General features: G+C 74.2%; 24 protein-coding genes. 11 read left to right on the top strand and 13 right to left on the bottom strand.

From position 1 onward, the window contains the following. The first annotated feature begins 16 nt into the window (after window positions 1-16). From ACFVTF_RS06975 to ACFVTF_RS06990, 4 genes are all read left to right on the top strand, one after another. The gene (locus ACFVTF_RS06975; protein ID WP_387810129.1) at window positions 17-679 is read left to right on the top strand and encodes a hydrolase; all 663 of its coding nucleotides are present in this window, start codon (window positions 17-19) and stop codon (window positions 677-679) included. Between the two features lie 48 nt (window positions 680-727). Beyond that, complete coding sequence (locus ACFVTF_RS06980; RefSeq protein ID WP_387810132.1) at window positions 728-1,252, top strand: DoxX family protein; 525 nt, start codon at window positions 728-730, stop codon at window positions 1,250-1,252. Further along, the gene (locus ACFVTF_RS06985; protein WP_387810135.1) at window positions 1,233-1,961 is read left to right on the top strand and encodes a YoaK family protein; all 729 of its coding nucleotides are present in this window, start codon (window positions 1,233-1,235) and stop codon (window positions 1,959-1,961) included. Before ACFVTF_RS06980 ends, ACFVTF_RS06985 begins: the two co-directional genes overlap by 20 nt. 80 nt (window positions 1,962-2,041) lie before the next feature. Further along, a complete protein-coding gene (locus tag ACFVTF_RS06990; RefSeq protein WP_387810138.1) occupies window positions 2,042-2,998 on the top strand; it encodes a VOC family protein in 957 nt (318 codons plus the stop codon). Window positions 2,999-3,011: 13 nt separating this feature from the next. Here the strand turns inward: ACFVTF_RS06990 and ACFVTF_RS06995 are convergent, their stop codons facing one another. The 3 genes from ACFVTF_RS06995 to ACFVTF_RS07005 all read right to left on the bottom strand — a co-directional run bounded on the left by ACFVTF_RS06995 (window position 3,012) and on the right by ACFVTF_RS07005 (window position 8,048). Next, entirely contained in the window at window positions 3,012-4,046 is a 1,035-nt protein-coding gene (locus tag ACFVTF_RS06995) for a helix-turn-helix domain-containing protein (protein ID WP_387810140.1), read from the bottom strand. 156 nt (window positions 4,047-4,202) lie between these two features. Further along, window positions 4,203-5,174 carry a helix-turn-helix domain-containing protein gene (locus ACFVTF_RS07000; protein WP_387810143.1) on the bottom strand — a complete coding sequence of 324 codons (972 nt, stop codon included), beginning with the start codon at window positions 5,172-5,174 and terminating at the stop codon, window positions 4,203-4,205. 117 nt (window positions 5,175-5,291) lie between these two features. Then, on the bottom strand, window positions 5,292-8,048 hold the full coding sequence (locus ACFVTF_RS07005) for a BREX system ATP-binding domain-containing protein (protein WP_387810146.1): 2,757 nt from the start codon (window positions 8,046-8,048) through the stop codon (window positions 5,292-5,294). Window positions 8,049-8,282: 234 nt separating this feature from the next. Between ACFVTF_RS07005 and ACFVTF_RS07010 the strand changes: the two genes are divergently transcribed. Both ACFVTF_RS07010 and ACFVTF_RS07015 read left to right on the top strand, forming a co-directional pair. Then, entirely contained in the window at window positions 8,283-8,831 is a 549-nt protein-coding gene (locus ACFVTF_RS07010) for a hypothetical protein (protein WP_387810149.1), read from the top strand. 80 nt (window positions 8,832-8,911) lie between these two features. After that, window positions 8,912-9,544: a hypothetical protein gene (locus tag ACFVTF_RS07015; RefSeq protein WP_387810152.1), complete on the top strand. Its 633-nt coding sequence runs from the start codon at window positions 8,912-8,914 to the stop codon at window positions 9,542-9,544. Window positions 9,545-9,644: 100 nt separating this feature from the next. On the opposite strand, the gene ACFVTF_RS07020 is transcribed toward ACFVTF_RS07015, so the two are convergent. Then, the gene (locus ACFVTF_RS07020; protein WP_387810155.1) at window positions 9,645-10,130 is read right to left on the bottom strand and encodes a TetR-like C-terminal domain-containing protein; all 486 of its coding nucleotides are present in this window, start codon (window positions 10,128-10,130) and stop codon (window positions 9,645-9,647) included. Between ACFVTF_RS07020 and ACFVTF_RS07025 the strand changes: the two genes are divergently transcribed. Together ACFVTF_RS07025 and ACFVTF_RS07030 are read left to right on the top strand one after the other, a co-directional pair. After that, window positions 10,017-11,435 carry an APC family permease gene (locus ACFVTF_RS07025; RefSeq protein WP_387810158.1) on the top strand — a complete coding sequence of 473 codons (1,419 nt, stop codon included), beginning with the start codon at window positions 10,017-10,019 and terminating at the stop codon, window positions 11,433-11,435. The two genes, ACFVTF_RS07020 and ACFVTF_RS07025, sit on opposite strands and share 114 nt — an antisense overlap. A 37-nt stretch (window positions 11,436-11,472) precedes the next feature. Further along, entirely contained in the window at window positions 11,473-13,110 is a 1,638-nt protein-coding gene (locus ACFVTF_RS07030) for an amidohydrolase (RefSeq protein WP_387810161.1), read from the top strand. Window positions 13,111-13,310: 200 nt separating this feature from the next. On the opposite strand, the gene ACFVTF_RS07035 is transcribed toward ACFVTF_RS07030, so the two are convergent. The 3 genes from ACFVTF_RS07035 to ACFVTF_RS07045 form a co-directional block, all read right to left on the bottom strand. Beyond that, complete coding sequence (locus ACFVTF_RS07035) at window positions 13,311-14,015, bottom strand: TetR/AcrR family transcriptional regulator (RefSeq protein WP_387810163.1); 705 nt, start codon at window positions 14,013-14,015, stop codon at window positions 13,311-13,313. A gap of 130 nt (window positions 14,016-14,145) precedes the next feature. Then, on the bottom strand, window positions 14,146-14,871 hold the full coding sequence (locus ACFVTF_RS07040) for a pyridoxamine 5'-phosphate oxidase family protein (RefSeq protein ID WP_387810166.1): 726 nt from the start codon (window positions 14,869-14,871) through the stop codon (window positions 14,146-14,148). A 27-nt stretch (window positions 14,872-14,898) separates the two neighbouring features. Further along, the gene (locus tag ACFVTF_RS07045) at window positions 14,899-15,942 is read right to left on the bottom strand and encodes a zinc-dependent alcohol dehydrogenase family protein (RefSeq protein WP_387810169.1); all 1,044 of its coding nucleotides are present in this window, start codon (window positions 15,940-15,942) and stop codon (window positions 14,899-14,901) included. 224 nt (window positions 15,943-16,166) lie between these two features. On the opposite strand from ACFVTF_RS07045, the gene ACFVTF_RS07050 reads away from it, so the two are divergent. Beyond that, on the top strand, window positions 16,167-17,852 hold the full coding sequence (locus ACFVTF_RS07050; RefSeq protein WP_387810171.1) for a GAF domain-containing sensor histidine kinase: 1,686 nt from the start codon (window positions 16,167-16,169) through the stop codon (window positions 17,850-17,852). On the opposite strand, the gene ACFVTF_RS07055 is transcribed toward ACFVTF_RS07050, so the two are convergent. The 4 genes from ACFVTF_RS07055 to ACFVTF_RS07070 all read right to left on the bottom strand — a co-directional run bounded on the left by ACFVTF_RS07055 (window position 17,849) and on the right by ACFVTF_RS07070 (window position 21,074). Then, on the bottom strand, window positions 17,849-18,823 hold the full coding sequence (locus ACFVTF_RS07055; protein ID WP_387810174.1) for an Acg family FMN-binding oxidoreductase: 975 nt from the start codon (window positions 18,821-18,823) through the stop codon (window positions 17,849-17,851). The genes ACFVTF_RS07050 and ACFVTF_RS07055 overlap by 4 nt on opposite strands. A gap of 121 nt (window positions 18,824-18,944) precedes the next feature. Then, window positions 18,945-19,619 carry a response regulator gene (locus ACFVTF_RS07060; protein WP_387810176.1) on the bottom strand — a complete coding sequence of 225 codons (675 nt, stop codon included), beginning with the start codon at window positions 19,617-19,619 and terminating at the stop codon, window positions 18,945-18,947. A gap of 147 nt (window positions 19,620-19,766) precedes the next feature. After that, on the bottom strand, window positions 19,767-20,369 hold the full coding sequence (locus ACFVTF_RS07065; RefSeq protein WP_387810179.1) for a CBS domain-containing protein: 603 nt from the start codon (window positions 20,367-20,369) through the stop codon (window positions 19,767-19,769). Between the two features lie 9 nt (window positions 20,370-20,378). After that, window positions 20,379-21,074, bottom strand: a complete 696-nt coding sequence (locus ACFVTF_RS07070) for a CBS domain-containing protein (RefSeq protein WP_387810757.1) — start codon at window positions 21,072-21,074, stop codon at window positions 20,379-20,381. A 158-nt stretch (window positions 21,075-21,232) separates the two neighbouring features. Here ACFVTF_RS07070 and ACFVTF_RS07075 point away from each other — a divergent pair, with 158 nt between their 5' ends. Continuing rightward, entirely contained in the window at window positions 21,233-21,460 is a 228-nt protein-coding gene (locus tag ACFVTF_RS07075; protein WP_387810182.1) for a hypothetical protein, read from the top strand. A gap of 60 nt (window positions 21,461-21,520) precedes the next feature. Then, a complete protein-coding gene (locus ACFVTF_RS07080) occupies window positions 21,521-22,333 on the top strand; it encodes a universal stress protein (protein ID WP_387810185.1) in 813 nt (270 codons plus the stop codon). A 27-nt stretch (window positions 22,334-22,360) separates the two neighbouring features. Here the strand turns inward: ACFVTF_RS07080 and ACFVTF_RS07085 are convergent, their stop codons facing one another. Further along, window positions 22,361-23,044 (bottom strand): HPP family protein, encoded by a 684-nt coding sequence (locus tag ACFVTF_RS07085; RefSeq protein WP_387810188.1) that lies wholly within the window; start codon window positions 23,042-23,044, stop codon window positions 22,361-22,363. Continuing rightward, the gene (locus tag ACFVTF_RS07090; protein ID WP_387810191.1) at window positions 23,041-25,773 is read right to left on the bottom strand and encodes a GNAT family N-acetyltransferase; all 2,733 of its coding nucleotides are present in this window, start codon (window positions 25,771-25,773) and stop codon (window positions 23,041-23,043) included. Before ACFVTF_RS07090 ends, ACFVTF_RS07085 begins: the two co-directional genes overlap by 4 nt. Window positions 25,774-25,818: the final 45 nt, after the last annotated feature.

Genomic DNA, 25,818 nt, shown 5'->3' on the forward strand with positions numbered 1-25,818 from the left:
CGAAGGGAACCCCGTCATGGTCGACCTCACCCAGGTCAGCGCCACCCCCAGCCCCGACCTGCTGACCCCCGACAACGCCGTGGTGCTGTTCGTGGACCACCAGCCGCAGATGTTCTTCGGCACCGGCAGCGGCGACCGCACCGCGATCATCAACGCCACCGTCGGCCTCGCCAAGGCCGCCCGGGCCTTCGAGGTGCCGACCGTCCTGACCACCGTCGCCGCCGAGTCCTTCTCCGGCCCGCTGCTGCCGCCGCTGGCGGCGGTGTTCCCCAAGGCCGAGGTCCTCGACCGCACCTCGATGAACGCCTGGGAGGACGCGGCGGTCGTCGAGGCGGTCAAGGCCACCGGGCGCGGCAAGGTCGTCATCGCCGGCCTGTGGACCGAGGTCTGCCTGGTCCTGCCGGTGCTGTCCATGATCGACCAGGGCTACGAGGTCTACGTCGTCACCGACGCCTCCGGCGGCGTCTCCCCGCAGGCCCACGAGCACGCGATCCAGCGGATGACGCAGGCCGGCGCGGTGCCGGTCACCTGGGTCCAGGTGCTGCTGGAGCTCCAGCGCGACTGGGCCCGGACGGAGACGTACGGCGTGGTCACGGAGATCGTCAAGGAGCACGGCGGCGCGTACGGCCTCGGGGTCGTCTACGCCCAGGCCGTCATCGGCGAGCACGCCGCCGGCTGACCCCCACCACCGACGCTCCGTCAGAACAGGGACCAGGAACAGGAAACGATGGATACCGGACTGCTGATCCTCCGCGTGGTGGTGGGCCTGCTCATCGCCGGGCACGGGGTACAGAAGGTGAGCCACCGCCTCGGGGGCAACGGCCTGGCCGGCGGAACGGAGGAGTTCCGGCACGACGGCTTCCGCGGCGGGACGCTCACCGCGCTCGCCGCGGGCGCCGGGCAGGTCGGTTCGGGCCTGTTCCTGGCCCTGGGCGCGCTCACCCCGGCGGCGGCCATGGTCGCCATGGGCGTGATGACGGTGGCGATGACCGTCAAACTGCCGCACGGGCTCTGGGTGCAGGACGACGGCTACGAGTACCCGCTGGTGCTGGTCGTCGTCGCGGGATCCCTCGCCCTCACCGGCCCGGGCCGGTGGTCCGTGGACCACGCCGTCGGCCTGACCGCCTGGCCGCTCTGGCTGTCGGTCGCGGCCGCCGTGCTCGGCCCGGCGAGCGGGCTGCTCACCCGGGTGGTCCTGCACCACCCGCCCGTGCCCGAGGAGGCGTCCGCCGTTGCGCGCCCTGCTGACTGACGCCCTGCGCACCCTCGCCCCGCCGCGCACCGACCGGCACGGGCCCCTCCCCCCGCTGATGCTGCTGCTGACGGTGGCGACCGGGGTGGTCGACGCCGTCAGCTACCTCGGCCTCGGGCACGTCTTCGTCGCCAACATGACCGGCAACGTGGTCTTCCTCGGCTTCGCCCTGGCCGGGGCCCCGGGCCTGTCGGCCACCGCCTCACTCGTCTCGCTGGCCTCCTTCCTGGCCGGCGCACTCGTCGGCGGACGGCTCGGCAGCCGGTCGGCCGCCCACCGCGGACGCCTGCTGGCCCTGGCCGTCGGCGTCCAGACGGCCCTGACGGCCGCGGCGGCCGCCACCGCCGCGGCCGGCGGCGCCGACTACGCCCTGATCGTCCTGCTGGGCCTGGGCATGGGCCTGCAGAACGCGGTGGCCCGGCGGCTCGCCGTACCCGACCTGACCACCACCGTCCTCACCCTCACCCTGACCGGCCTGGCCGCCGACTCGACGGCGGCCGGCGGCGCGGCGCCGCGCCCGGGCCGCCGGATCCTCTCCGCCCTGGCGATGCTGCTCGGCGGCCTCGCCGGCGCGGCGCTGGTCCTGCACGGGCGGCCCGCCGTGGCCCTCGCCCTGGCCGCCCTGCTGCTCCTCGGCACGGCGCTGGCCGCCCACCGGCTCTCGGCCGCCGACGGCCCCGACGCCCCCTGGGCCGCGCCGACGGCCTGAACGCCGCACCGACCACGACCACGCGCCCGGCGCGTCCCTCCCCGGACGCCGGGCCCGCACCACGACCGGGAGGTCACCCCATGGAACGACGCCTCGCCCGACGGCTGGTCCCTCTGGTGGCGGCGATCGCCGCGCTGGCGGCGGTCCCCACCGCCTCGCTGGCCCAGGGCACCCAGGACGCCCAGAGCCAGAACACCCAGGGCGCCCAGGCCGCAGCGTCCGCCGCGCACCGGCAGTTCGCCGTCGGCCCGCAGTACGACTCCACCCACGTGTACGTCGAGCCGGGCACCGAGCAGGCGTTCGCGGCCAGTTGGGTGGCCACCTTCGGCGGCAGGACGATCGGGCCGAACGCCACCCAGGTGACGCCCACGCCCAGCCGGACGCTCTCCGAGCTGGTGCTCTCCCCGGTCGGCACGCTGTCGGTGTTCGACTACACCACGCCCGTCCCGTACCCGTTCGGCACCGAGCGCACCGGCTGGCTGGTCACCGACCTCGACCAGGCGGTCCGCGCCGCCCGCGCCGACGGAGCCGCCGTCACCGTGGCGCCGTTCGCCGACCCGATCGGCCGGGACGCCGTCGTCCAGTTCCCCGGCGGCGTCAGTGCCCAGCTCTACGTGCACACCACCCCGCCGTCCTACCCCGCGTTGGCCAGCGTGCCGGAGAACCGGCTCTACCTGTCACCGGACGCGGTGGGCGCCTTCCTGCACAGCTTCCTCGCCTTCACCCGGGGCCGGATCGTCTCCGACGACCGCCGGGCCGACGGCGCCGCGATCGGACTGCCCGGCACCGCCTACCGGCTGGTCCGCCTCGACTCCGGCTTCGGCACCACGACGGTCGCCGTGACGGACGGCCACCTGCCGTACCCGTTCGGCCAGGAGCTCACCGGCTACGGCGTGGCGGACCTCGGCGCCACCCTGGAGCGGGCGAAGGCCGCCGGCGCCTCGGTGCTGTCGGGCCCGGTCCGGGCGGGCGGCCGGGACACCGCGATGGTGCGGTTCCCCGGCGGCTACGTCGCGGAGCTGCACAACAACCGGTGAGCGGCCGGGGCGGTCACACCGCGATGCCGTACCCCGCCGGCCGGGCGGCCGGGACCGGCTGCCCGGCCGGCCGCACCACGCTTCCCCGGGCCGGGCCCGCCGGTGCGCACGCCTGCCACTCGCGCGGCGAGACCCCGTAGGCGGCCCGGAAGGCCCGGCTGAAGTGACTGGCGCTCACGAAGCCCCACCGGCCGGCGACCGCCGCCACGGTCGCCCGGTCCGCGTTCGGACGCCCCAGGTCCCGGCGGGCCATGTCCAGCCGCTGGCGCTGGATCCAGCGGGCCACCGTCACCCCCTCGAAGCGGAAGAGCTTGTGCAGGTACCGCACCGACACGTGATGGGCCCCGGCGATCCGCTCCGGTGAGAGGTCCCGGTCCCCCAGGTGGCGCAGGATGTGCTCCTTCACCCGGGCCAGGGTGGCCAGAGCCGCCTCGGGCGCCTCCGGGGCGGACCGGCCGCGCCGTTCGTGGGCGAGCACCGCGAGCAGGTCGAGCGCCGTGGCGGCGAGCCAGCGGGCCACCTGCGGCTCCATCGAACCGGCCGACCGGGAGAGGCACTCCAGGTAGGCGGCCACCAGGCGGGCGGTGTCGTCGCGGGTGTCGAAGGCCGTCGCGGTCAGCACCCGCAGGTCCTCCTCGGTGACGCCCACCGCCGAGCGCGGCCAGTGGAACGCCGTGAAGACGAACGGCTTCGGCAGCTCCTTGACGAACGGCCTCCCGGCGTCCGAGATCGCGAAGGCGCCCGGGCGCAGCTCCACCTGGCGGCCGTCCTGGACCAGCCGGGCGGTGCCGCGGTGGTGGAGCGCCAGGGTGAGGTGGTCCTCCCCGCCGCGGGCGATCAGGCCCGCGCTGCGCTCGACCCGCTGCGGTCCGGCCTGGACCAGGGAGACCTGCACGGCGCCCAGGCGGTGGCTGGTGATCGCCGCGGGCGCGGGCGCGTCCTCGCGCAGGGCGACGTCGAGCGGGATGAAGGTGCGGGAGACGGCCTCGTGCCAGTACTCGGCGCGGTCGCCGGGCGGTATGCCTGCGGTGTCGAGGACGACGGACATCTGTACTCCTCTTCGGGGGCCGCCGATCGGGGCCCGCCAGGAACGGCTGTGCAGGGCGAGGTGCACGGTGTCGGCCGCCTGGACGGTGGCCCGATCGTGCCCTTCGGCGGATAGCTCGGCGGACGGTTCGGTTCGGTGGACGGCTCTGCGGCCCGGTCAGCCGGCCTCGTCGTTCCGGAGCGAGCGCCACTCGCGCGGCGAGGCCCCGTACGCGGCGCGGAAGGCCCGGCTGAAGTGCGCCGGGTTGACGAAGCCCCAGCGCTGGGCGACGGCCGACACGGCCGGGGCCGTCCGACCGCGGCGGCCCAGCTCGCGGGCACAGGCTTCCAGGCGGCGCTGCTGGATGAGGCGGCTCACCGTCACTCCCTCGTTCTCGAAGAGCCGGTGCAGGTAGCGCACGGAGATGTGGTGGGCCCGCGCGATCCGCTCGGGTGTCAGTTCCGGATCGCCCAGCCGGTGGTCGATGTGCTCCCGCACCCGCCGGACCAGGTGCCCGTCGGGGCCGTCCGGCTCGTCCGTGGCCCGGCCGGCCACCAGGTGGGCGACGAGCGCGCTCACCAGGTCGGCGACGCGTCCGGCCAGCAGGTCGCCGACCGGCGCGGGGAGCGAGCGGGCGGACGCGGCCAGGACGCCGAGGAAGGGCGCCAGCACCGGCCCGCAGCCGTCCGCCGGGCCGACGGCGGTGCCCGCCGCGAGCCGCAGGTCGCGCTCCGCCGCACCGAGCAGCCGGCTCGGCAGGTGGACCAGATGGGTGCGGAAGCGCTCCGGGAAGTCGACGGCGTAGGGCCGCTCAGTGTCGTACAGCATGAGACCGCCCGGCAGCGCCTCCGCCCGGCGCCCGTCCTGCTCCAGCACGGCCCGGCCCGACACCTGCACCCCGACCCCGACCTGCGGCTCGGTGCGCGGGGCCCGGGCGATCAGGTCGGCCGTACGGGAGAGCCGGGCGGCGTCCGCCTCCAGGGTGGCGATCCGTACGTAGCCGAGCCGGTGCGACTCCAGGAGTCCGTCGAACGGCCGCCCGGTGAGCGGGTGCACCTCCACCGGCACCAGCGTCCGCGACACCATTGCGCTCCAGAACGCCGCCTTCTCCTCGTCCGCGACCGACGCCGTCGTCACCCGCACGCCCATCTGACCGCCCTTCCGTCGAAGCCCTGCGCGGTACAGCGTGGACCGCGCGCACGACGTGCCGTTAGGTCATCTGACTGCCGTGCCGGGAAGGGCGGTTCGAGGAGCCGTTCCGGCAGGTCAGCCGCCGTCCAGGGCGTGGGCGAGCGCGGCCCGGGTGGTGATGCCGAGCTTCGGGAAGATCCGGTAGAGGTGGGCCCCGACGGTGCGGGGCGACAGCTGGAGCTGCCGGCCGATCTCCTTGTTGGTCAGCCCGGTCGCGGCCAGCCGGGCGATGCGCAGCTCGTGACCGCTGAGGCCGGCCGGCTCCGCGGCCGGTCCGCCCGGCGGCAGCGCCACGGAGTCGCCGGCCGCCCGGAGTTCCGCCTCGCACTGCCGGGCCCAGGGGGTGGCCTCCAGGCGGCGGAACACGTGGTGGGCCGCGCGCAGCGCCTCCCGGGCCCCGGGCCGGTGGCGCCGGCGCAGCCACGCGCCGTGGGCGAGCCGCAGCCGGGCGAGGTCGAACGCCCACCGCTCGGCGCCCGGTACGGCGTACGCGGCGCGGAAGGCGGCGTCGGCCTCGTCGTCGTCGGCGGCCAGGGCGGTGGCTGCCAAGGCGGTGGCTGCCAGCGCGGCGGCGGCCGTGAAGAGGAACGCGTGGCGGCCGGAGATCTCCGCCGAGCGCGCCGCGGCCCCGGCCGCGAGGTGGTCCCGGGCCTCCTCGTGCCGGCCGGTGTGCACGGCGGCCGTCACCAGGTCGAGGACCAGCGCGTGGCGCCACGGCGACCCGCTGGGCAGTTGCCCGGGCGGGGTGAGCTCGCAGAAGTGCGCGTACGCCTCCTCGTCGCGTCCGTGGGCGAGCGCCGCCAGGCCGCGCAGGTGGGTCAGTCGGTCCAGCACGTAGCGCATCCGGGCCCGGGTGGCGACCGGGCGGACGGCCTGCTCGATCTCCCGCAGGCCGTCCTCGTCCCCCCGGCCGGCCAGGAAGTGGGCGTAGTGCTGGCGGAACATCAGGGCGTTGGTGTGATAGCCGAGTTCGTCCGCGATCTCGGCCTCGCGCAGGCAGGCGGCCGCCCGGTCCCAGTGCCCGAGCAGGAAGTCCTGGTGGCACTTGGCCTTCGCCACCGAGCCCTGGGTGGCGTAGCCGTGGAGGCCGGTGAAGCGCCGCCACAGGTCGCCCTCGGGGCAGTCGAGCGCGGAGGCGGTCCACAGCAGGAGCCAGGCCGCACCGGCCTCCTGCTCCTCGGTCATGGCCCCGGCCACCGTCCGCAACGCCTCGGCGACCTCCGGGCCGGGGGCGGTCCAGGCCCGCAGGCACAGCCGCCCCACCTCGGAGACGTTCTCCCGGTGCCGCTCCAGGGCGTGCCACACCCACGGGTCGTCGGTGTAGCTGGCGGCCAGCAGCAGCTTGAAGTACACCTGGTCGACCAGCCCGCCGAAGGTGTCGGCGCCCGGGGCGGTCAGCGCGTCGAGGGCCCCGGGCAGCAGGGCGGCGGAGGACTCGAAGTCGACGTGGTGGCTCTGGTCCGCGTAGACCACCGCGTACGCGAACAGCGGGGCGACGTCCTGCGGCACCGTGCTGGACTTCAACTCCTCCACCAGCTCCACGGCGTGGCGCAGCTGCCCGCCGCGCGCCGCCATCACCGCGGCCCAGGTGAGCCGGCGGGTCTGGTCGCAGGAGCCGGGGCTGAGGGCGGCGGCGCGTTCGAGCAGCAGCGCGCCCTCCGCGTCGCCCCCTCGACGCGCGAGGTCGCGCCCCGCCTCCTGCAGCCGCTGCGCGAGTGCCTCGTCGGGCAGCAGCGCGGCCGACGCCTCGTGGGCCAGCCGCCTGGGGTCATCCGGCGCGAGGGCGGCGGACAGGGCCCGGTGCGCTTCGCGGCGGGCGCTGTCGGAGGCGGTGGAGACGACGGCGGTACGGACCAGGGGGTGCCGGAACACGAGCTGTCCGGCCCGGTCGAGCCGGACCAGCCCGTCCGCCTCGATCCGTTCCAGGATCTCCCGCGCGTTCTCGTCCGCGACGGCGCGCAGCCACGCCCCGGTGGCGGACTCCGTACCGGTGGCCAGGGCGCCCAGCAGCAGCAGGCGGCCGACCTCGGGCGTCACGGCGCCCAGCCGGTCCGCGAACATCCGCTCCAACTTCCGCCCCAGTGGCAGCTGTTCGGGTAGGGGGGCGGCCCCCAGCTGCTGGGCGGCCGCCAGTTGGCGCGGCAGTTCCACCAGCGCCAGCGGGTTCCCGGCCGCCTCCGTGAGGACCCGGTCCCGGGCGGGCGCGGCGAGGTCGGGGTAGCGGGCGCCCAGCAGCAGCGCCGCGTCCGCCCGGGGCAGGGCCCGCACGTCGACGGTCTCGGCCGACCACGTCCGGGCGGCCGGTCCGCCCGGGCGGGTGGCGGCGACGATCACCACCGGCAGCTCGCCGCAGCGGCGGTTCAGGAAGGCGAAGACGCTCGCGCTGGAGGAGTCGATCCAGTGCAGGTCGTCCAGGAGCAGCAGCACCGGGGCGGTCCGCACCGCCTCCTCCAGCAACGCCAGCACGGCGGCGCCGACGGCGAACCCGCTCGGGGTGCCGGCCCGGACGCCGAGCGCGCTCTCCAGGGCCTCCCGCTGGTGCGCGGACAGGGCGTCGGTGTGCTGGAGCAGCGAGCGGAAGGCCTGGTGGAGGGCGCCGAACGCGAGGTCCGTCTCCGCCTCCGTACCGAGCGCCCGCAGGACGGTGAACCCCCGCTCCCGCGCCGCCCGTTCCACCCAGGCCAGCAGTGTGCTCCTGCCGACCCCGGCCTCACCGCGCAGCAGGACCGTGGAACCGCTCGCACCGTCCACGGCCTGGACCAGCGCGGCGGTCAGCAACTCCGTCTCCCGTTGCCGCCCGACCAGCCCCGGAACCCGCCCGTCCTCCGTCACCCTTGCCCCCCTCGGGTCCGCCCGGGTCACTCCACGGGCAGCCAAGGCTACCGTCCGTCAACGTCTCCGGGCACGCCGTCGGAGGTGCCCGGGGTCGCCGGTGGGCTGCTCAACGTGATCGGGCAGGTCCGCCGCGGCACGTCGTTCGACTTCTTCGGTTCGTCCGCGTTTTGGCTCCGGGCCGCAGGGCACGCGCCGTTCAGGGAGGTCTGGAGCTACCAGCGGAGGACCCAAATGTCAACATGGACCCTCGTCGCAGTCATCGCCGTCGTTCTGGTCGTGTGTGCGCTGGTGGCGACGTTCGCCATCCGCCGCCGCCATCTGCAGGAACGGTTCGGCCCGGAGTACGACCGGACCGCCGAGGCGAAGGACAGCCGTTTCGCCGCCGACCGGGAGCTGCGCAAGCGCGAGTCGCGCCACGACTCGCTGAACATCAAACCGCTGTCACCGGGTGCCCGCGACCGCTACGCCAAGGACTGGGCACGGGTGCAGGAACAGTTCGTCGACCGGCCCGACGACACGGTGCACGAGGCGGACCGGCTCGTCACCACGCTCATGAGCGAGCGCGGATACCCGACCGAGGGGTACGAGCAGCAGCTCAAGGACCTCTCCGTCGAACACGGGAACGTGCTGACGCACTTCCGGTCCGCTCACGAGGTCAACGACCGCAGCAGCCGCCACCAGGCGACCACGGAAGAACTGCGGGGCGCCATGGTGCACTACCGCACCCTGTTCGAGGAACTGCTCCACAACGGCGACCGCCCGCAGGGCAGCCGCGCGTGAGCCCCGGACCGGCGGGTTGAGCCGGCGGGGCACGACCGGCGACGGCCGCCGACCGGAACTGCCGAAAGGGAAGTGAAGAGATGCACAGCCGAGCAACATCCGAACCGGTCGAGGGCGGCCTGTCCACGGAGGACCTGGCCGGCGCCCGACAGGACACCGACGAACGGAGCGACACCTCCGGGGCGGATTCGCCACCGGCGTTCCCCGGGGAAGCCACCACCGAACAGCGGAGCGGCGAGCAGGAGTTCACGCTCGAAGGCCGCGACCGCGAGCAGAGCTACGGGCAGGAACACGGGCAGGACCGCGAGCAGAACTACGGTCAGGACCGCGAGCAGGACCGCGAGCAGGACCGCGAGCAGGAAGAGGACCAGGAAAGGGGCTCCACCCAGGCATCCGAGCCGTCCGAGCGCGCCGAGGACCGCACCGAGGGCTCGGAATCCGCCGAGAACGAACCCCTGCTGGGCGGGCAGCAGGAGGAGTTCCGCTCCCGGTGGCAGAAGATCCAGGGCGAATTCGTCGACGACCCGCGCAATGCCGTGTCCGCGGCCGACAATCTGGTCGCCGAGGCGATGCAGGCACTCGCCACCACCTTCTCCGCGCACAAGCAGGACCTCGAAGGCCAGTGGCACCGCGGCGACGAGGTGCCGACCGAAGAACTGCGCGTCGCGCTCCAGCGCTACCGCTCGTTCTTCAACCGCCTGCTCACCACCTGAAGCGACGGGGCCGAAGCCGCGCCCCCGACCTGCGACGATCGGGTTCCATCCGGTCCTCGCCCAGAAAACCGAACAGGATTCTCCGGGCCTCCTGCGAACCTCAGGAGGCCTGCTGCTGGACCGGACCGGACGACAGCAGCCGCGACACGAGGGTGCGGGTCCGTTCGGCGGTCAGCGGCAGGTCGGTGAAGACGGCGCGGTAGTAGAGGGGCGCGGGGACGGCGTCCGCGGTGTGTTCGAGGGTCGGGGGCTGTTCGCCCCGGACCCGTCCCCGCCCGAGGACGGCTTCGATCCCTTGCTCGCGCTCTCCTGCGCGCCGGCTCTTATGACAACAGCATTGACGTGTAGGGACGCCACCGGTTTCATGTCTCGCACCCCTCCCCCACACGAGCAAGGCGGTGATCCGTTGACACCGACGGTGAAGGCCACGGGCGACGTTCCGAGACCGGACACGAGCAGCCCCCACGTCACCATGCACAAGTCCATCGGCCTGCTGGACGGGGCGACGATCGCCGCCTCCAGTACGGCGGCCACCAGCAGCATCGGCATCGGCCTGGGCCTGATGGCCGGAGTCGTCGGCCTGCACCTGCCCGCGATCATGCTGTTGGCCTTCCTGCCCGTGCTCGCCATCGCGGGCGGGTACGGGCGGCTGAACGCCGTCGAGCCGGACGCCGGCAGCAGCTACCGCTGGGTGGGCCGAATACTCAACCCCTGGCTGGGCTTCCTCACCGGCTGGGTGAACACCGTCGGCACCGTGGTCTTCATGGCCTACACCACCACGGTCACCGGGTCCTCCATCATCCAGCTCCTCGACCTGGCCCACGTGCGCAGCGTCGCGGGCCTCCGCCTCGACGCCGACTCGACCGTCCAGTGCACCCTGCTCGGCCTGGTGGTCCTGGCCGGCGCGGCGCTGGTGGCGGTGCGCGGCCTGGACCTGGCCGCCCGGCTGCAGAAGGCGCTGCTGGTGTTCGAGTACGCGGTGCTGCTCGGCTTCTGCGGGTACGGACTGTTCGCCGGAGACCAGCCGTTCTCACTGCAGTGGTTCAACCCGTTCGACATCCCGTCCTTCGACGCGCTCGCCCAGGGCATGGTGCTGGCAGTGTTCTGCTACTGGGGCTTCGAGTCGGTGTTCAGCGTCGGCGAGGAGGTGCGCAGCCCCCGGGACGCCTCGCGGGGCGGCATGCTCGCCCTGGTGGTGATGCTGCTGCTCTTCCTGCTCGCCGGTACGGCCTTCCAACGGGTGCTGCCGCTCGACGAGTTGGCCGACAACGGCGCACACGGACTCGCCTACTTCGGCACGACGCTCGCCCACCAGCCGTTGGCCGCCCTGCCGTTGATCGCGCTCATGTTCTCCGCGGTGGCCTCGCTGCAATCGTCCGTGATCCCGACGGCGCGCGGAATGTACGCGATGGGGCGCGACGGCGTGCTCGGCCCGGTCTGGACCCGGCTGCACCCGAAGCACGCGACGCCCGCCGTCGGCACGCTCCTGATCACCGGCATCGCGATGGCCCTCGCGCTGGCCTCGATCGTCATCCCCACCGTCAACGACCTGATCTCCGCCTCCGTCAACGCGATCGGCATCATCGTCGCGCTGTACTACGCGCTGACGGCCGTCGCGGCGGCCGTCCGGTTCCGGCACCTGCTGCGCGGCAACCCGCTGGAGGGGCTGCGCGCGGTGGTCGGCCCGCTGCTGGGCGCGGCGACCCTGCTCGCCGTCGGCGGCTATCTCGCCTGGTCGTTCTACGACTCCGCCGACCACTTCGAACTGGCCGCCGACAACGGGTGGTTCGAGCTGACCGTGGTGGTGATGATGATCGTCACCGGACTACCGGCGGCCGCCGGGGCCCGCTGGCGGCGGCGCTCGCCCTACTTCCTGCCCGACACCGACTGACGATCCACGGAAGCCACGAGAGAACGGAGCAACCCCCATGCCCAAGGCCGATCTGGTCTTCACCCGCGGCCCGGTCCACACCGGTGACGCCGCCCGCACCCGGGCGACCAGCCTGGCCGTGACCGGCGAGCGGATCACCGCCGTCGGCCACGACGAGGTCCGGGAGCTGATCGGGCCGGGGACGGAGGTCGTGGACCTCACCGGCAAGCTGCTGCTGCCCGGATTCCAGGACGCGCACATCCACGCGGTCTTCGGCGGCACCGAGTTGGCGGTGTGCGACCTCACCGGCACGGTCGGCGTCGCCGACTACCTGGAGCGGATCCGCGCGTACGCCGACGCCAATCCCGGCCAGGCGTGGATCACCGGCAGCGGCTGGTCGATGGAGAGCTTCGAGGGCGGGCTGCCGACCCGGCAACTGCTGGACTCCGTCGTCCCGGACCGCCCGGTGTACCTGACCAACCGCGACCACCACGGCGCCTGGGCCAACACCCGGGCGCTGGAGCTCGCCGGCCTCACCCGGGACACCCCCGATCCGGCGGACGGCCGGATCGAGCGCGAGCCGGACGGCACTCCGGGCGGCACGCTCCAGGAGGGCGCCACCGGCCTGGTCGCCCGGCTGATCCCGCCCTCCACCGCCGCCGACCGGCTGGACGGGCTGCTGCGCGCCCAGCGGCTGCTGCACTCGCTCGGCATCACCGGCTGGCAGGACGCGCTGCTCGGCGAGTTCAACGGCCAGCCGGATCCGTCCGACGCCTACCTGGCCGCCGCGCGCTCCGGCGCGCTGACCGCCCGGGTGACCGGCGCGCTCTGGTGGGACCGCGACCGAGGAGCCGAGCAGATCCCCGAACTGGTCGAGCGGCGTACGGGGTCGAGCCAGGGGCGGTTCCGGGCCGGCTCGGTGAAGATCATGCAGGACGGCATCGCCGAGAACTTCACCGCTGCCATGACCAGCCCCTACCTGGACGGCTGCGGCTGCGCCACCGCCAACTCCGGCCTCAGCTTCGTCGACCCGGCCGCCCTGCGCGGGTACGTCACCGAGTTGGACGCGCTCGACTTCCAGGTGCACTTCCACGCCCTCGGCGACCGGGCCGTCCGCGAGGCGCTGGACGCGGTCGAGGCCGCCCGCACCGCCAACGGGCGACGCGGCACCCGCCACCACCTCGCCCACCTCCAGGTGGTTCACCCGGATGACCTCGACCGTTTCGCCCGGCTCGGCGCGATCGCCAACATCCAGCCGCTCTGGGCCGCGCACGAGCCCCAGATGGACGAGTTGACGATCCCGTTCCTCGGCCCGGAGCGCGCCGCCTGGCAGTACCCCTTCGGCGCCCTCCAGCGCGCGGGCGCCACCCTGGCGGCGGGCAGCGACTGGCCGGTGAGCAGCCCGGACCCGCTCGCCGGCGTTCACGTGGCCGTCAACCGGAGGGAGCCGGGAGCCGCCGACGGCCGGGTCTTCCTCCCCGAGCAGCGCCTCGACCTGGCCTCCGCCCTCGCGGCGTACACGGCCGGAACCGCGCACGTCAACGGCCATGACGACGCCGGCACCCTCACGGCGGGCCACCTCGCCGACCTCGTCGTCCTGGACCGCGACCTCTTCACCGCCCCCGCCGAGGAGATCGCCGACGCCCGCGTCCTGCGCACCTACGTCGGCGGCCGGCTCGTCCACGCGGCGGACTGACCCACCCGGGGGGTGAGCCGGTGCCCCGGCGTCCCAGGGCACTACCGGGATCCCCCGCACGACGTGAGGAAACGTCCCCGGGAACGCGTAGTCGCCAGGGCTGCGTCGGCACCGTGACGGTCGCCGACGCGGCCGGGTGCGATCGGCCCCGTTTCCGAGGGCCGTTTCGGATCCGGCAGCGCTCGGCCCGTCGCCCGCCGTCAGCCCGTGGTCGGGAGACGGGCCTCGGCCGCGTCGAGGAGGAGGTCGAGGGCGTAGGGATAACCGCTGCGGCGCATGTCGCTGGTGAGGAGGCTGGCGGTGGCGGCGATGTGCGGGTGCGTGGTGGCGTCGAGCCGGGCGTAGGAGGCCTGCCAGACCTCCAGGTCGGCGGCCTGGGCCGCGGCGGGCAGGGCGAGGGCGGCGGCGTCGAGCGCGGCGAAGCCGAGGCTCTGGTCGACGAAGGCGTGGTAGATCCGGACGGCCTCGCGGTCGGGGAAGCCCGCCCCGCGCAGGACGCCGAGGATGGCCTCGACGGCGGCGATCTCGTAGGTTCGGCCGGTGGTGCGGTGGGCGGCGAGCAACGCGGCCTGGGGGTGGGCCTGGTAGGCGGCGTGGATTCGCAGGCCGATGGCGCGCAGGTCGGCGCGCCAGTCACCGGTGGCCTGCCAACCGTACTGGGCGCGGCCGATGAGCTCGTCGGCGACGGCGAGCAGCAGGTCGTCGGTGCTGCGGAAGTAGCGGTAGACGGCGCTGGGATCGGCGCCGAGCGCGGTACCGAGCCGCCGTACGGTGAGCGCGTCGGCGCCGTGCTGCTCGATGAGCCGCAACGCGGTGTCGACGATCAGTTCCCTGGACAGGATGACGCCTTGCTTGGTGGGCCGCCGACGCTGCCGCCGGGGCTCGGGGACTACCCGTTCGCTCATAACGGCAGCGTAGGTCAACAAGCTTGACGTAAGCCAGGGAAGGCTCGCATTTCCGCAACGAGGGCGGCCGAGCGCCCCGGCCGCTGACGGCGGACGCAAGAAGCTCCTCCGGGCCGCCTGGCGTCAATGCTCACCAGCTGCCGATCCGGCGGCCGGTGATCTTGTCCGGGCGAACGCACACCCACAGTGGCCGGGAGCCGCCGGCCCACGGGGTCGCGCCGGGCAGGGCCGAGAGCCGTCGCTCCTCATCCGGTTCGTGGACGTGCCGGGCCTCGCCGAGGACGAGGACGCTCCAGCCCCGGCTACGGCGGTCATCGATGTGATCCACCTGGAAGGAGACCGGCGAACCGTCGGGTGGGGCGGCGGCGCCCTCCGGGGCCGTGCGGTAGACGATCGTTGCGGCGTCCACCGCGAAGTTGACCGGGAAAACCGCCGGTGCGGACGGGCCGGGCAGTCCGATCCGGCCGATGCCGTGGGTGCCGACGAGCTCCCAGCACTGCGGTTCGGTGAGGCGCAGCGGCAGCGGGCGCGCGGCGGGCCTCGACCACCCCGGCGGGGCGTCCACGCGATGGCCCTCCAGCAGCTCCGGCCAGGTCAGCCCGAGCGCGGCGGCGATCCGAACGAACCCGGGCGGGTCGAACTCCGGGCCGGCCTTCATCAAGTGCCGCAGATAGGTCGGCGCCATGGCCGCTTCGTGGGCCAGCATCTGCTCGCTCAACCCGAGTTGGTCGCGGCGCTCGACGATCCGGCGGGCGATGTCGGTGGTGTCAGTGGTCTCGGTGGTCTCGGTGGTCTCGGTGGTCTCGGTGGCGTCAGTGGTCTCGGTGGTCTCGGTGGTGTCAGGACGGTCGGTCATGGCGGCGGCGCCTCCGTAGGACAGGGGTCACGTCCGGAAGAGCGCGACCTTGAGGGCCCCGGTGTCGGCCGCGTCGGCGAAGACGTCGTAGGCGTCCTGCATCTCGTCGAGGCCGAAACGGTGGGTGACCAGCCCCGCGACATCCAGGCGCCCGACGGCCAGCATGCCGAGCAGCATCGGGGTGCTGTACGTATCGACCAGGCCGGTGGTGATGGTGACGTCGCGGATCCAGAGGTCCTCCAGGTGGAGCACCGCCGGTCGGCCGTGCACGCCCACGTTGGCGACCCGGCCGCCGGGACGCACCAGGCGGGTGCACAGTTCGAAGGTCTCGGGGACGCCGACCGCCTCGATCGCGACGTCGACGCCGAGGCCGTCCCGGCTCAGCTCCCGGACAGCGTCCGGGGTGGCCTGCGCGGTGGTGAGGACGGTGTCCGCGCCGAAGCGCTCGGCCGCGTCGAGGCGACTCCGGGCGAGGTCGACGGCGATGATGCGGGCCGGGCTGTAGAGCCGGGCGGTGAGGATCGCGGCAAGTCCGATGGGCCCGGCTCCGACGATCGCGACGGTGTCGCCCGGGCCGACCCGGCCGTTGCGGACGCCGACCTCGTAGGAGGTGGGCAGGATGTCGGCGAGCAGCAGGGCGCCCTCGTCGGTGACGCCGCCGGGCAGCGGGTGCAGGGAGGTGTCCGCGAAGGGGGTGCGGACGTACTCGGCCTGGCAGCCGTCGATCAGGTGGCCGAGGATCCAACCGCCACCGCCCGTGCACTGGCCGTAGGTGGCGGTCCGACAGTAGGCGCAGCGGCCGCAGGCGGAAATGCAGGAGACCAGGACACGGTCACCGACCGTGACCGTGCGGACGCCCGGCCCGGTCCCGGTGACGGTGCCGACGGCCTCGTGGCCCAGGACACGGCCCTGAGCGACCTCGGGAACGTCGCCCTTGAGGATGTGCAGGTCGGTGCCGCAGATGGTGACCGCGTCCACCCGGACGACGGCGTCCTCGGGGTCGCGGACGACGGGGTCGGGGACGTCGCCCCAGGTGCGACGGCCGGTTCCGTGGTAGGTGAGTGCCTTCATGCCCTGATCACTCCTCTCGGGCGGCGGAGCCGGGCCGGGTCCGCCCGTACCTCCCAGGTTTCCGCGCGGCCGCGGTCGCCGCCAGGGGCCCGGTCGGTCCTGTGCCTGGGCCGATCGGCCCCTGCGTGCCCGGCACGGCCGGCCGGGCACGCCTAGGCTGGTCAGTGGCGTCGGGCGAGCCGTGGAGGATTTCGTTGGGCAGCGCACCGGAAGGTTCCGCCCCCGTGCCGAAGCTTCGCCTGGACGAGCTGCTGGAGGAGCTCCAGGCCCGGCTGGACGCGGCTCGGGGCACCCGTGACCGGGTGCACAGCTTGCTGGAGGCCGTGCTGGCGGTCGGTCGCGACCTGGAACTGGCCCAGGCCCTGCGGCACATCGTGGAAGCGGCGGTCACCCTGGTGGACGCGGAGTACGGCGCACTCGGCGTGGTCGGCGAGGACCAGCGGCTGTCGCAGTTCATCCCGGTCGGGGTCACCGACGAGCAGGTCCGGCTGATCGGCGACCTGCCGTCCGGGCACGGAGTGCTGGGCGAACTGATCCGCCACCCCGAGGCGCTGCGCCTGACCTCCATCTCCGACCATCCGGCCTCCTACGGCTTCCCGGCCAACCACCCGCCGATGGGTACGTTCCTGGGGGTACCGATCCGGATCCGCGGCAAGGTGTTCGGCAACCTCTACCTGACCGAGAAGCGCGGCGGCGACAGCTTCGACGCCGAGGACGAGTCGGTGCTCGCCACCCTCGCCGTCGCAGCCGGGGTGGCGATCGACAACGCCCGGCTCTACGCGCGGGCCCGGCAGCGGGAACGGTGGATGGAGGCGAGTGCCGAGGTCACCAGCAGCCTGCTGTCGGGAAGCGCGGAGCACGAGGTGCTGGACCTGCTGCTCGCGCGGGCCAACGAGATCGCCGGCGCGGACCTGGCCGTCGTCGCGCTGCCGCTGCCGGACACCGGCGACCTGGAGGTCCGGATCGCCTCCGGTCTCGGCGAGCAGTACCACCGCGGTCTCGTGCTTCCGGTCGAGGGCTCGTTCATGGGCGCGGCCGTCCGCACCGGCGGCCTCGTGGTGAGCCCCGACGTCCGGACGGACCCGAGGATCACCGCCGGTCCACCGCGCTGGGAGGGGCTCGGCCCGGCCGTCGCGGTGCCGATCGGTACCGCCGAGCGCGGAGTTCGCGGGGTGCTGATACTGGCCCGGGCGGCGGGCGCCCCGCTGTTCGACGAGGGCGAGTCCGGGCCGCTGCTGGGCTTCGCGGCCCAGGCGGCGGTGGCGATGGAACTCGCCGAGCGGCGTCGTGACTTCGAGCAGGTCGCGCTGCTGCGAGATCGCGACCGGATCGCCCGCGACCTGCACGACCTGGCGATCCAACGGCTCTTCGCCACTGGGATGACGCTCCAGGGCGCCACCCGTTTCATCGATCACCCCGAAGCCACCGAACGCGTCCTGCGGGCGATCGACGATCTGGACGAGACGGCGAGGACGATCCGCGCCACCATCTTCGGCCTGCGCCTGCGCGAGAGCGGTCCGGCGGCGGCCGGCCTGCGTTCCCGGGTGGCAGCGGTGGTCGAGCACGCCGGCCGGGCGCTCGGATTCTCCCCCGCCCTGCGGACGACCGGTCTGCTCGACGTCGCCGTGCCGGTCGAGGTCGCGGACGCGGCCGTCGCCGTCCTGGAGGAGGCCCTGTCCAATGCCGCCCGCCACGCGAGGGCGGGCGCGGTCGACGTGTCGATCGCCGCCGGGGCCGAGCTGACGCTCGTCGTCCGGGACGACGGGGTGGGCCTGCCCGACGGCGGCCGGCGCAGCGGGCTGGCCAACCTGGCCGACCGGGCCAACGGCCTGGGCGGCACCTTCACGGCCCGCAACCGGCCCGAGGGCGGTACCGAACTGATCTGGCAGGTCCCGCTACCGAAGGCCTAGTCCAGCACGTCACCGGCCGCCAGGCGGGGCGTGGGAGCGCCCTCGGGACCGTAACCGAGCCGGATCAGCATCTGGACGAACCCGGGGCGCTGATGCGGGTCGCGGGTCTCCCAGCGCAGGTAGGGCCATTCCATCGCCTGGTGCAACAGGGAGGCGCGGACGCCGTGGACGGTGGCGGTGAGCAGCACGTGTTCCAGGGCGATCCCGGCGCGCAGCCAGTCCGTCGGTGAGTCGTGCTCGGTGGTGAGCACGGCTATCCGCGGTTCGCGCTCGAAGGCGGCGGGGGCCTGGTGCTCGGCAGCCCGGATGGCGGTGAAGTCCCTCATGGGCAGGCGGCCGGCCAGGTCCTGCGGGCCGAGCGCGGAGACCGGGATGCCGTAGGGCGAGGCGTCTCCGGTGCGGATCCAGTCGCGGCTCTCGGCCCGTTGGGCCCGGTCGGTGGTGTTGCGGCGTTCGGCCTCGGCGGTGAGGTGCAGCAGCCGGGCGGTCTCCTCGTGATCGGGCAGGTGGAGCGTCGTGTCCTCGGCCCGGGCGGCCGTGGCCAGTTCGTCCAGGACGGCCGGCGGGACCGGTTCTTCGGTGAACGGGCTGCGGATGGAGTGCCGGCGCCAGATCGCGTCGTACAGCTGCTCCGTGCCCGGGACCGGCGCCGTGGCCGGGGTGTCGAGCCGGACGGCGGCGAACAGGTCCGGCTCGGCCGGGTCCGGCAGCAGTCGGACATCGGGCGCCCAGCCGAGATGGCGACCTGCGACGCGCAGGTTGAGCACGGCTGCGCCGACGGAGATGTGCAGCGCCCGGCCCTGCGGGTCGGCGGCCGGGACGGCCCGCTCACGGGCTGCCCGGACTTCCAGCGTCGATGTCGCCGGTTCGAGCCGGAAGCGCCAGGGCTGGCTGTTGTGGATCGAGGGTGCCGCGACCGCCGCGGAGACGAGCTTCTCCAGTGTCGCGGCATCGAGGGCGAGAGTGGGCATGGCCGCCTCCAGGTGTGCGTCGTCGGGCGCGGCTGCCGGGTCACCTCCACCGTGCGGCAGGGCCCCGGGGCGGCGCTTGGGCCGTTCGGCTCAATCCGCGGGCCCACCCGGGCACCGGGGCTCAGTGCGGGCGCTGGTGGTGTTGCTCGGGCTCGGCGCGGGCGGCGAGGACGGCGGCCTGGAGGCGGCGTTCGACGCCCAGTTTGGCGAGCAGGCGCGAGACGTGGTTCTTCACGGTCTTCTCGGCCAGATAGAGCTCCTGGCCGATCTGGCGGTTGGTCTTGCCCTCGCCGACGAGGGTGAGGATCTCCCGTTCGCGGGGCGTGAGCCCGGCGAGGGAGGCGTCGGTCCCGCTCTCCTCGTGGTGGCGCAGGCTCTCCATCAGCTTGTGGGTGGTGGCGGGGTCGAGCATGGACTGGCCCGAGGCGACCGTGCGCACCGCGCTCACCAGGTCGGCGCCCTTGACCTGCTTCAGGACGTAGCCGGCCGCTCCGGCCATGATCGCGTCGAGCAGGGCGTCGTCGTCGTCGAAGGAGGTCAGCATCAGGCAGACCAGGTCGGGCATCCGGTCGCGGAGTTCTCGGCAGACGGTGACGCCGTCGCCGTCCGGCAGGCGTACGTCGAGGACGGCGACGTCCGGGCGAAGCGCCGGCACCCGGGCGAGGGCCTGCGCGCAGCTGCCCGCCTCGCCGACGACCTCGATGTCGGGCTCGGCTTCCAGGAGGTCGCGGACACCGCGCCGGACGACCTCGTGGTCGTCCAGCAGGAACACCCGTACGGGCTGCGGCGTGTCCATGGCGTGCTCCCTGGGTGCGCGGAGGGTGGCACCACCGATTCTGCGCCGCCGGTCCACTCCGCGCACCGGGTCCGGTCACCACCCCGCGTGACGGCGGCCGGGCGGCCCGTGGCGGCGGAGGGAGCCGGGCCACCGCCGCGCCCCGGTTCAGGCGGGCGTGGTGAGCCGGAGTTCGACACCGACCACGCCGGGGACGGAGCGCACCAGCCGTTCCAGGACGGGGGTGGTGACCGCGTCGGGCAGGCCGCCGGTCAGGGTGATCCGGCCGGCCTCGGAGCGGACCTCGGTACCCAGCCCGGCTTCCGGGCCGAGGGTGGCGACCAGCTCGAAGCGGACCCGGTCGACGAGTTCGCGGTCGTCCTCCAGGTAGACCTTCAACAGGTCGCCCCGGCTGACGATGCCGACCAGGTAGTCCTCCCGGTCGACCACCGGGAGCCGCTTGAGGTGGCCACGGGCCATCGCGCGGGCGGCCTCGTTGAGCGGGCTGTCGGGGTGCACGGTGACCGCCGGGACGGACATCATCCGCCCCGCCGTCAGCGCTTCGGCACGCTCGCCGCCACGGTCCCGAGCGGTGAGCAGGTCGGCCTCGGAGACCACCCCGACCACCCGGCCATCACCGGTGAGCACGGGGAGCGCGCTCACCCGCCAACGCTGCAGGGTCTCGGCGACCTCACGGAAATCGGCGTCGCGGCCAACAGCGACCACCCCATGGGTCATCACGTCCGCGACGGTGCTCGGTGTGCGGGTCACAGCAGCCTCCTACGGTGCTGCGCGGTAGGCGCGGGGGTGTTCGAGCTGCTGACCGGTGTCGTCCTCGGTCCAGTCGAGGGTGGCGTGGACGGCGACCACACCGTCCACGGCGCGGCAGAGCTGCTCCGTGATCGGGACCAGACTGCGGCGCGGGAGCCTGCCCTCCAGCGTGACCACACCATCGTGCACCGCCACCCGGACGTCACCGGGAGCCAGCCACAGGGTCCGTCCGAGCACGTCGTGGTGGATCTCCTCCAGGATGGCCGCGTCGTGGCGCAGGAACACTTCCAGCAGGTCCCGGCGGCTGACGATGCCGACCAGGCGGCCGATCTCGTCGACGACCGCCAGGCGCTTGACCTTGTGCCTGTCCATGGCGCGGGCGGCCTCGGGCACCGACCAGCCGGGGCGGGCCGTGATCGCGGGGCTGGTCATCAGCCCACCGGCGGTCTCCGCCTCGGCACGGGCCCGGTCCTTGGCGTCCAGCCATCGGCCCGGGAAGCGGCCCTCCGGATCCGGCAGCACGGCCTCCTTGCGGATCAGGTCCGCCTCGGACACCATGCCGAGCGGCCGCCTCTGGTCGTCGATCACCGGTATCGCGGTGATGTCATTGCGGTGGAACAGCGCCGCGACCTCCTTGAACGGTGTGTCGGGCCGGGCTGTGACGACCTCATGGGTCATCACCTCGTTGACGCTGCGGTGCTGCATCATCCTCACTCCTCCTCCGGTGGTCCCGCCTTCACTGTCCGCCCGCCCCACGCCGCCGGACAGGGCCGGACGGTCCCTGTCACCTGGGCCGATCCGGCCCAGGACAGCACGGCCGGGCGGCGCGACGATGGAAGCCCCGAGTCCCGCTGGAGGCGGCCATGACCACGGCGAGCGGCGGACCCCGCCCGCAGCCCCGACCGGGCCTGCTGACCTTCCTCGGCGGCGTGGGCACCGTCACCGGCAGCAAGTTCCTGGTCGAGACCGACCACGCCCGCCTCATGATCGACTGCGGTCTGTTCCAGGGCCTGGCCGAACTGCGCCGCCGCAACCGGCGCCCGCTTCCTCTGGACGCGGCCGACGTGCGGGCCGTGCTGCTCATGTGCTGATCCGGTGAGCGGCATAGCCTGAGGGGCGGGGCCGATCGACACGGTGCGGAGGTGCCGTCGATGAACCGATTCGTCGTGGTGGGCGTGGACCCGTCGACCCGGAGCCGGGCCGCGGTCGACTGGGCGGTCGACGAGGCCTTCCGCCGACGGGCGGACCTGCGGCTGGTCCACGCCAGGTACGGCGGCACCGAGCCGGCCGAGGCCCAGCGCCTCGACGCGGAGTGGGCCCGGGTCGCCGCCCGCCACCCGGGGCTCACCGTCGCGGCCGAGCTCGTCGACGGTCCGCCGCGCGAGACCCTGGTCGGGGCGGCGGCGGGCGCGGAGCTGCTCGTGGTCGGTGACCGGGGCTCGGGAGGCTTCCCCGAACTGCTCGTGGGCTCGACCAGCCTGTACGCGGCCGCCCACGCGCCGTGCCCGGTCGTGGTGGTGCACCACGAGCCGGTGACCGAAGGGGGTGTGGCGGTCGGGGTCGAGGGCAAGGCCGAGGAAGGCCCGGTGCTCGCCTTCGCCTTCGAGGCCGCCCTACGGCAGTCCCTCCCCCTGTCCGTGCTCCACGCCTGGGGCTGCCCCCCGCTGCTCGGCCCGGGCCACGAGGTCCCACCGGTCTACGAGGAGGGGCACATCGCGGCGGAGCACGAGCGGCTGCTCGCCGAGGTGCTGGCGGGCTGGCGCGAGCGGTTCCCGGACGTCGCCGTCACCACGTCGGTCGTGCGGTCGGGGGCCGCGAAGGAGCTGGTCGCGGCGTCGGCCGACCAGCGGCTGGTCGTGGTGGGCCGCCACGGCCAGCCGAACGGGCCGCTCGGCCGGCTCGGCTCCACCAGCCAGACGGTGATCCAGCACGCCCAGTGCCCGGTGGCGGTCGTTCCGTTGTGAGCCGGGGCGCGATCAGTCGGGGCGCGGTCAGTCCGCGGGCGGAACGCCGTCGTCGAGGTCCCAGACGAGGTGGTCGGCGAGGCCGGTGAACCCCTCGATGCGGGCGATCTGGAGGCAGAGCGCCGCCGCGTCGCTGCGGGTGCGGGTGCGTCCGGTCACCGCGACCCGGCCGCGTTCGCAGCGGACGTGCAGCGAGCTCGGGGCGACGCCGCTGCCGGGGGTGAGGGCGAGTTCGAGGGCCTCGGCCCTGACCTCCTCGTCGACGCGACGCAGGGCGTCCAGCAGGTCGTGCGAGGACAGCAGCCCGACCAGCCGGCCATCGCCGTCCACAACGGGCAGGTGGTGCAGCGAGCGCCCGGCCAGCAGGGCCACCGCCTCGACGATGCCCGTGTCGTCCGTGACGGTGACGCCGGGGGAGGCCATCAGGTCGAGGGCGAGCAGTTCGCCCTCGCGCTCCTTCTCGGCGTAGGCGGCGAGGAGGTCGGACACGGCGACCACGCCGGTGACGGTGCCGTCCGCCGTCACCACCGGCACGATGCCGCGCCGCGAGGCGCTCAGCACGGCGGCGACGGTGGCGAAGTCGGTGCCCGGGGTGACGGCGACGCCGGGGCGGCTCATGCAGTCACCGACCCGGATCCTGCCGGGCGGTCGTGCGGCGCCTGAGGCCGGGAAGGTGTCGGCCGACGTGCCGTCGAGGATGCTGTGCTTCATGGTGTCCACTCCCCCTCGGCGGCCGCCGGCCAGCGCAGCCGCCGCAGGTAGGGGTCGAAGGACGGCCTGCGTTCGAGACGGACCCGCGCGTCCACACAGACCGCGCCGTCGGGGCGGAGGATGACGGGGTTGAGGTCGGCCTCGACGAGCTCCGGGAAGTCGTCGGCGAGCCGGGACAGCCGGGCCAGGACGGACCGTACCGCCGCGAGGTCGACGGGAGGCGCCGCGCCGTTGCCCAACAGGAGGGGTGCGCTGCGCAGTTCGGCGACCATGGCGGTCAGGTCGCGCTCGCTCAGCGGGGTGAGCCGGGCCGCCCGGTCCGCCAGGACGTCGGCGGCGGTGCCACCCGTCCCGAGGACGACGAGCGGGCCGAAGACCTGGTCCTGGACCACGCCGGCGAGCAGTTCCACCCCGGGCGCCGCCATCGGCTGGATCACCGCCCCGGCCAGCCGAGGACCGAAATCACGGGCGAACTCGCGGTAGGCGCAGCGCACTTCGGCATCGGTGGCCAGGCCCGTACGGACGGCACCCAGCGCGCTCTTGTGCACCTGGCCGGGCCAGTACGCCTTCATGGCCACCTTCCCCTCGTGCCCGAGCCGGCGCAGACCGGCGGCGGCGACGGAGGCCGCGCGTTCGTCCCGGGCCCACACCGAGACGGTCAGCGGCAGCCCGTACGCCTCCAGCAGGTCGGCGGTGGACAGCGGGTCGAGCCAGCCGCCCTCGGGGTGCGCGGTGAGGTAGCCGTCGATCAGACTGCGGGCGGCGCGCCGGTCGCAGTCCGGGGCTTCGGCGGGTGTGGAGGGGGCTTCGGCGAGCCATCGGGCGCGGTCCCGGGCGTGGGCGAGGGCCCGGGCTGCGGCAAGGCTGTCGGAGTAGGCCGGCAGCATGCCGCCGTCGGCGCAACCGCGGTAGCGGACGGGCACCTGCTGGTCGAGGAGCACCGCGGCGACCGGGACGCGGCGCCGGGCCGGGCCCTCCAGCAGGGCGCGGACCGGTTCGTGCGCGGGGGTGCCGCACAGCGCCGTCGGCGCCAGGCACACCAGGATCGCGTCGACGGCCTCCTCGCGCTCCAACGCATTGAGGAAAAGGGCGAGTTCGGTCGGACGCACCGCCGCCGTGGTGTCCACCGGGTTGCGGACGGAGGCGCCGGACGGAAGCAGTTCCCCCAGTTCCGCGGGGAGTTCGGGCAGCGCCAGGCCGGCCTCGGCACAGGCGTCCGCGGCCAGGATGCCGATACCGCCCGCATTGGACACCACGACGACCGCTCCGCGCGGAGCGGGCAGCGGCTGGGCGTGCAACAGGGCTGCGGCCTCGACGAGTTCCTCGATGCTCCGGGTGGCCGTGATACCCGCCTGCCGGAACAGCGCCTCCCTGGTCACGGTGGGAGTGGCGGCCGCCGCGGTGTGCGAGGCCGCACCCCGGCGGCCGGCCGTCGAGCGTCCGGCGTCGACGGTGAGCACCGGGACGGTCCGGGTCACGCGGCGGGCGGTACGGGCGAAGGCGCGCGGGCTGCCGAAGGACTCCAGGTGGAGCAGCGCGAGGTCGGTGCGACCGTCCGCCTCCCACCACTGGAGCAGGTCGTTGCCGCTGACGTCGTACTTGTCGCCGAGCGACACGAAGCTCGACACTCCGATGCCCAGCCAGGCCAGCCGGGACAGCAGCGCGATCCCCACGCCGCCGCTCTGCACGGCCACTCCAGCGGTACCGGGCCGGGGAAAGGCGCCGCCGAACTCGGCGTCCAGCCGGACGGCGGGGTCTGTCTGGGCCATGCCCAGGCTGTTGGGCCCGACCAGGCGGATGCTGTGTCGGCGGCAGGCGCCCATCAGCCGCCGGGCCTCCTCCGCCGAGAGCCCGGAGGTGAGCACCACCAGTGCCCGGACCCCGGCGGCGCCGCACTCCTCAGCCACTCCCGGGACCACGGCGGCGGGCACGGCCAGCACGGCGAGGTCCGGCACGGCGGGCAGCGCGCCGACGGACGGGTACGCGCGTTCGCCGCCGACCTCGTCCGTGTGCGGGTTGACCGCCCAGACCGGTCCGGCGAAGCCGCCCTGCCGGATCTTTCCGAGGACGGTCCGCCCGACCGAGCCCTCCCGGCGGGACGCCCCGACCACCGCGACCGAGGCCGGGCGCAGCAGCGCCGTCAGGCTCGCCAGGTCGGCCCGGCGCCCACGGTCGTCGACCGCCAGGCGGTACCGCTCGTCCGTCTCCTCCAGCGGGACCCGGAGCCTGACCTCGCCCTGGGCGAAGCGACGCCGGACGGGGAGGCCGAGGTCGGCGAAGACCTTGTGCACCGCGCGGTTGCCGAACAGGGTGTCGGCTTCGAAGGCGCGGATGCCTGCCGCCCGGGCGGCGTGCACGAGGTGTTCCAGGAGCAGGGTGGCGACACCTCGGCCGTGCCAGGGGTCGGCCACCGCGAGCGCCAGCTCCGCCGTCTCCGGCGGGTCGTCCAGCAGTTCGCAGTCCGCCTCGCCCACCAGTTCCTCCCCCGCCCAGGCGCCGAGCGCCAGCAGGCCCGGGCGCGGCGGCCCGCACAGCCGGTCGGCGGTCTGTCCCGGCGCGTTGCGACTGACCCCGAAGAACCGCATCCGGCGGCTCTCCTCGGACATCCCGGTGGTGTGCAGGTCGAGCACCGCCTGGTGGTCCTGCGGGTCGAGTGGGCGGATCCCGACGGTGGTGCCGTCGGCCAACAACGCCTCGGCGGTACTGCGCGGCGGATGAACGGTGGACATGGCGCGTCTCCTCGACCCTCGCGGATCGGTCTCCTCCAGCCTCCA

The organism is Kitasatospora sp. NPDC057940 (assembly GCF_042887425.1).
In the GTDB taxonomy this organism is placed as follows: Bacteria; Actinomycetota; Actinomycetes; order Streptomycetales; family Streptomycetaceae; genus Kitasatospora.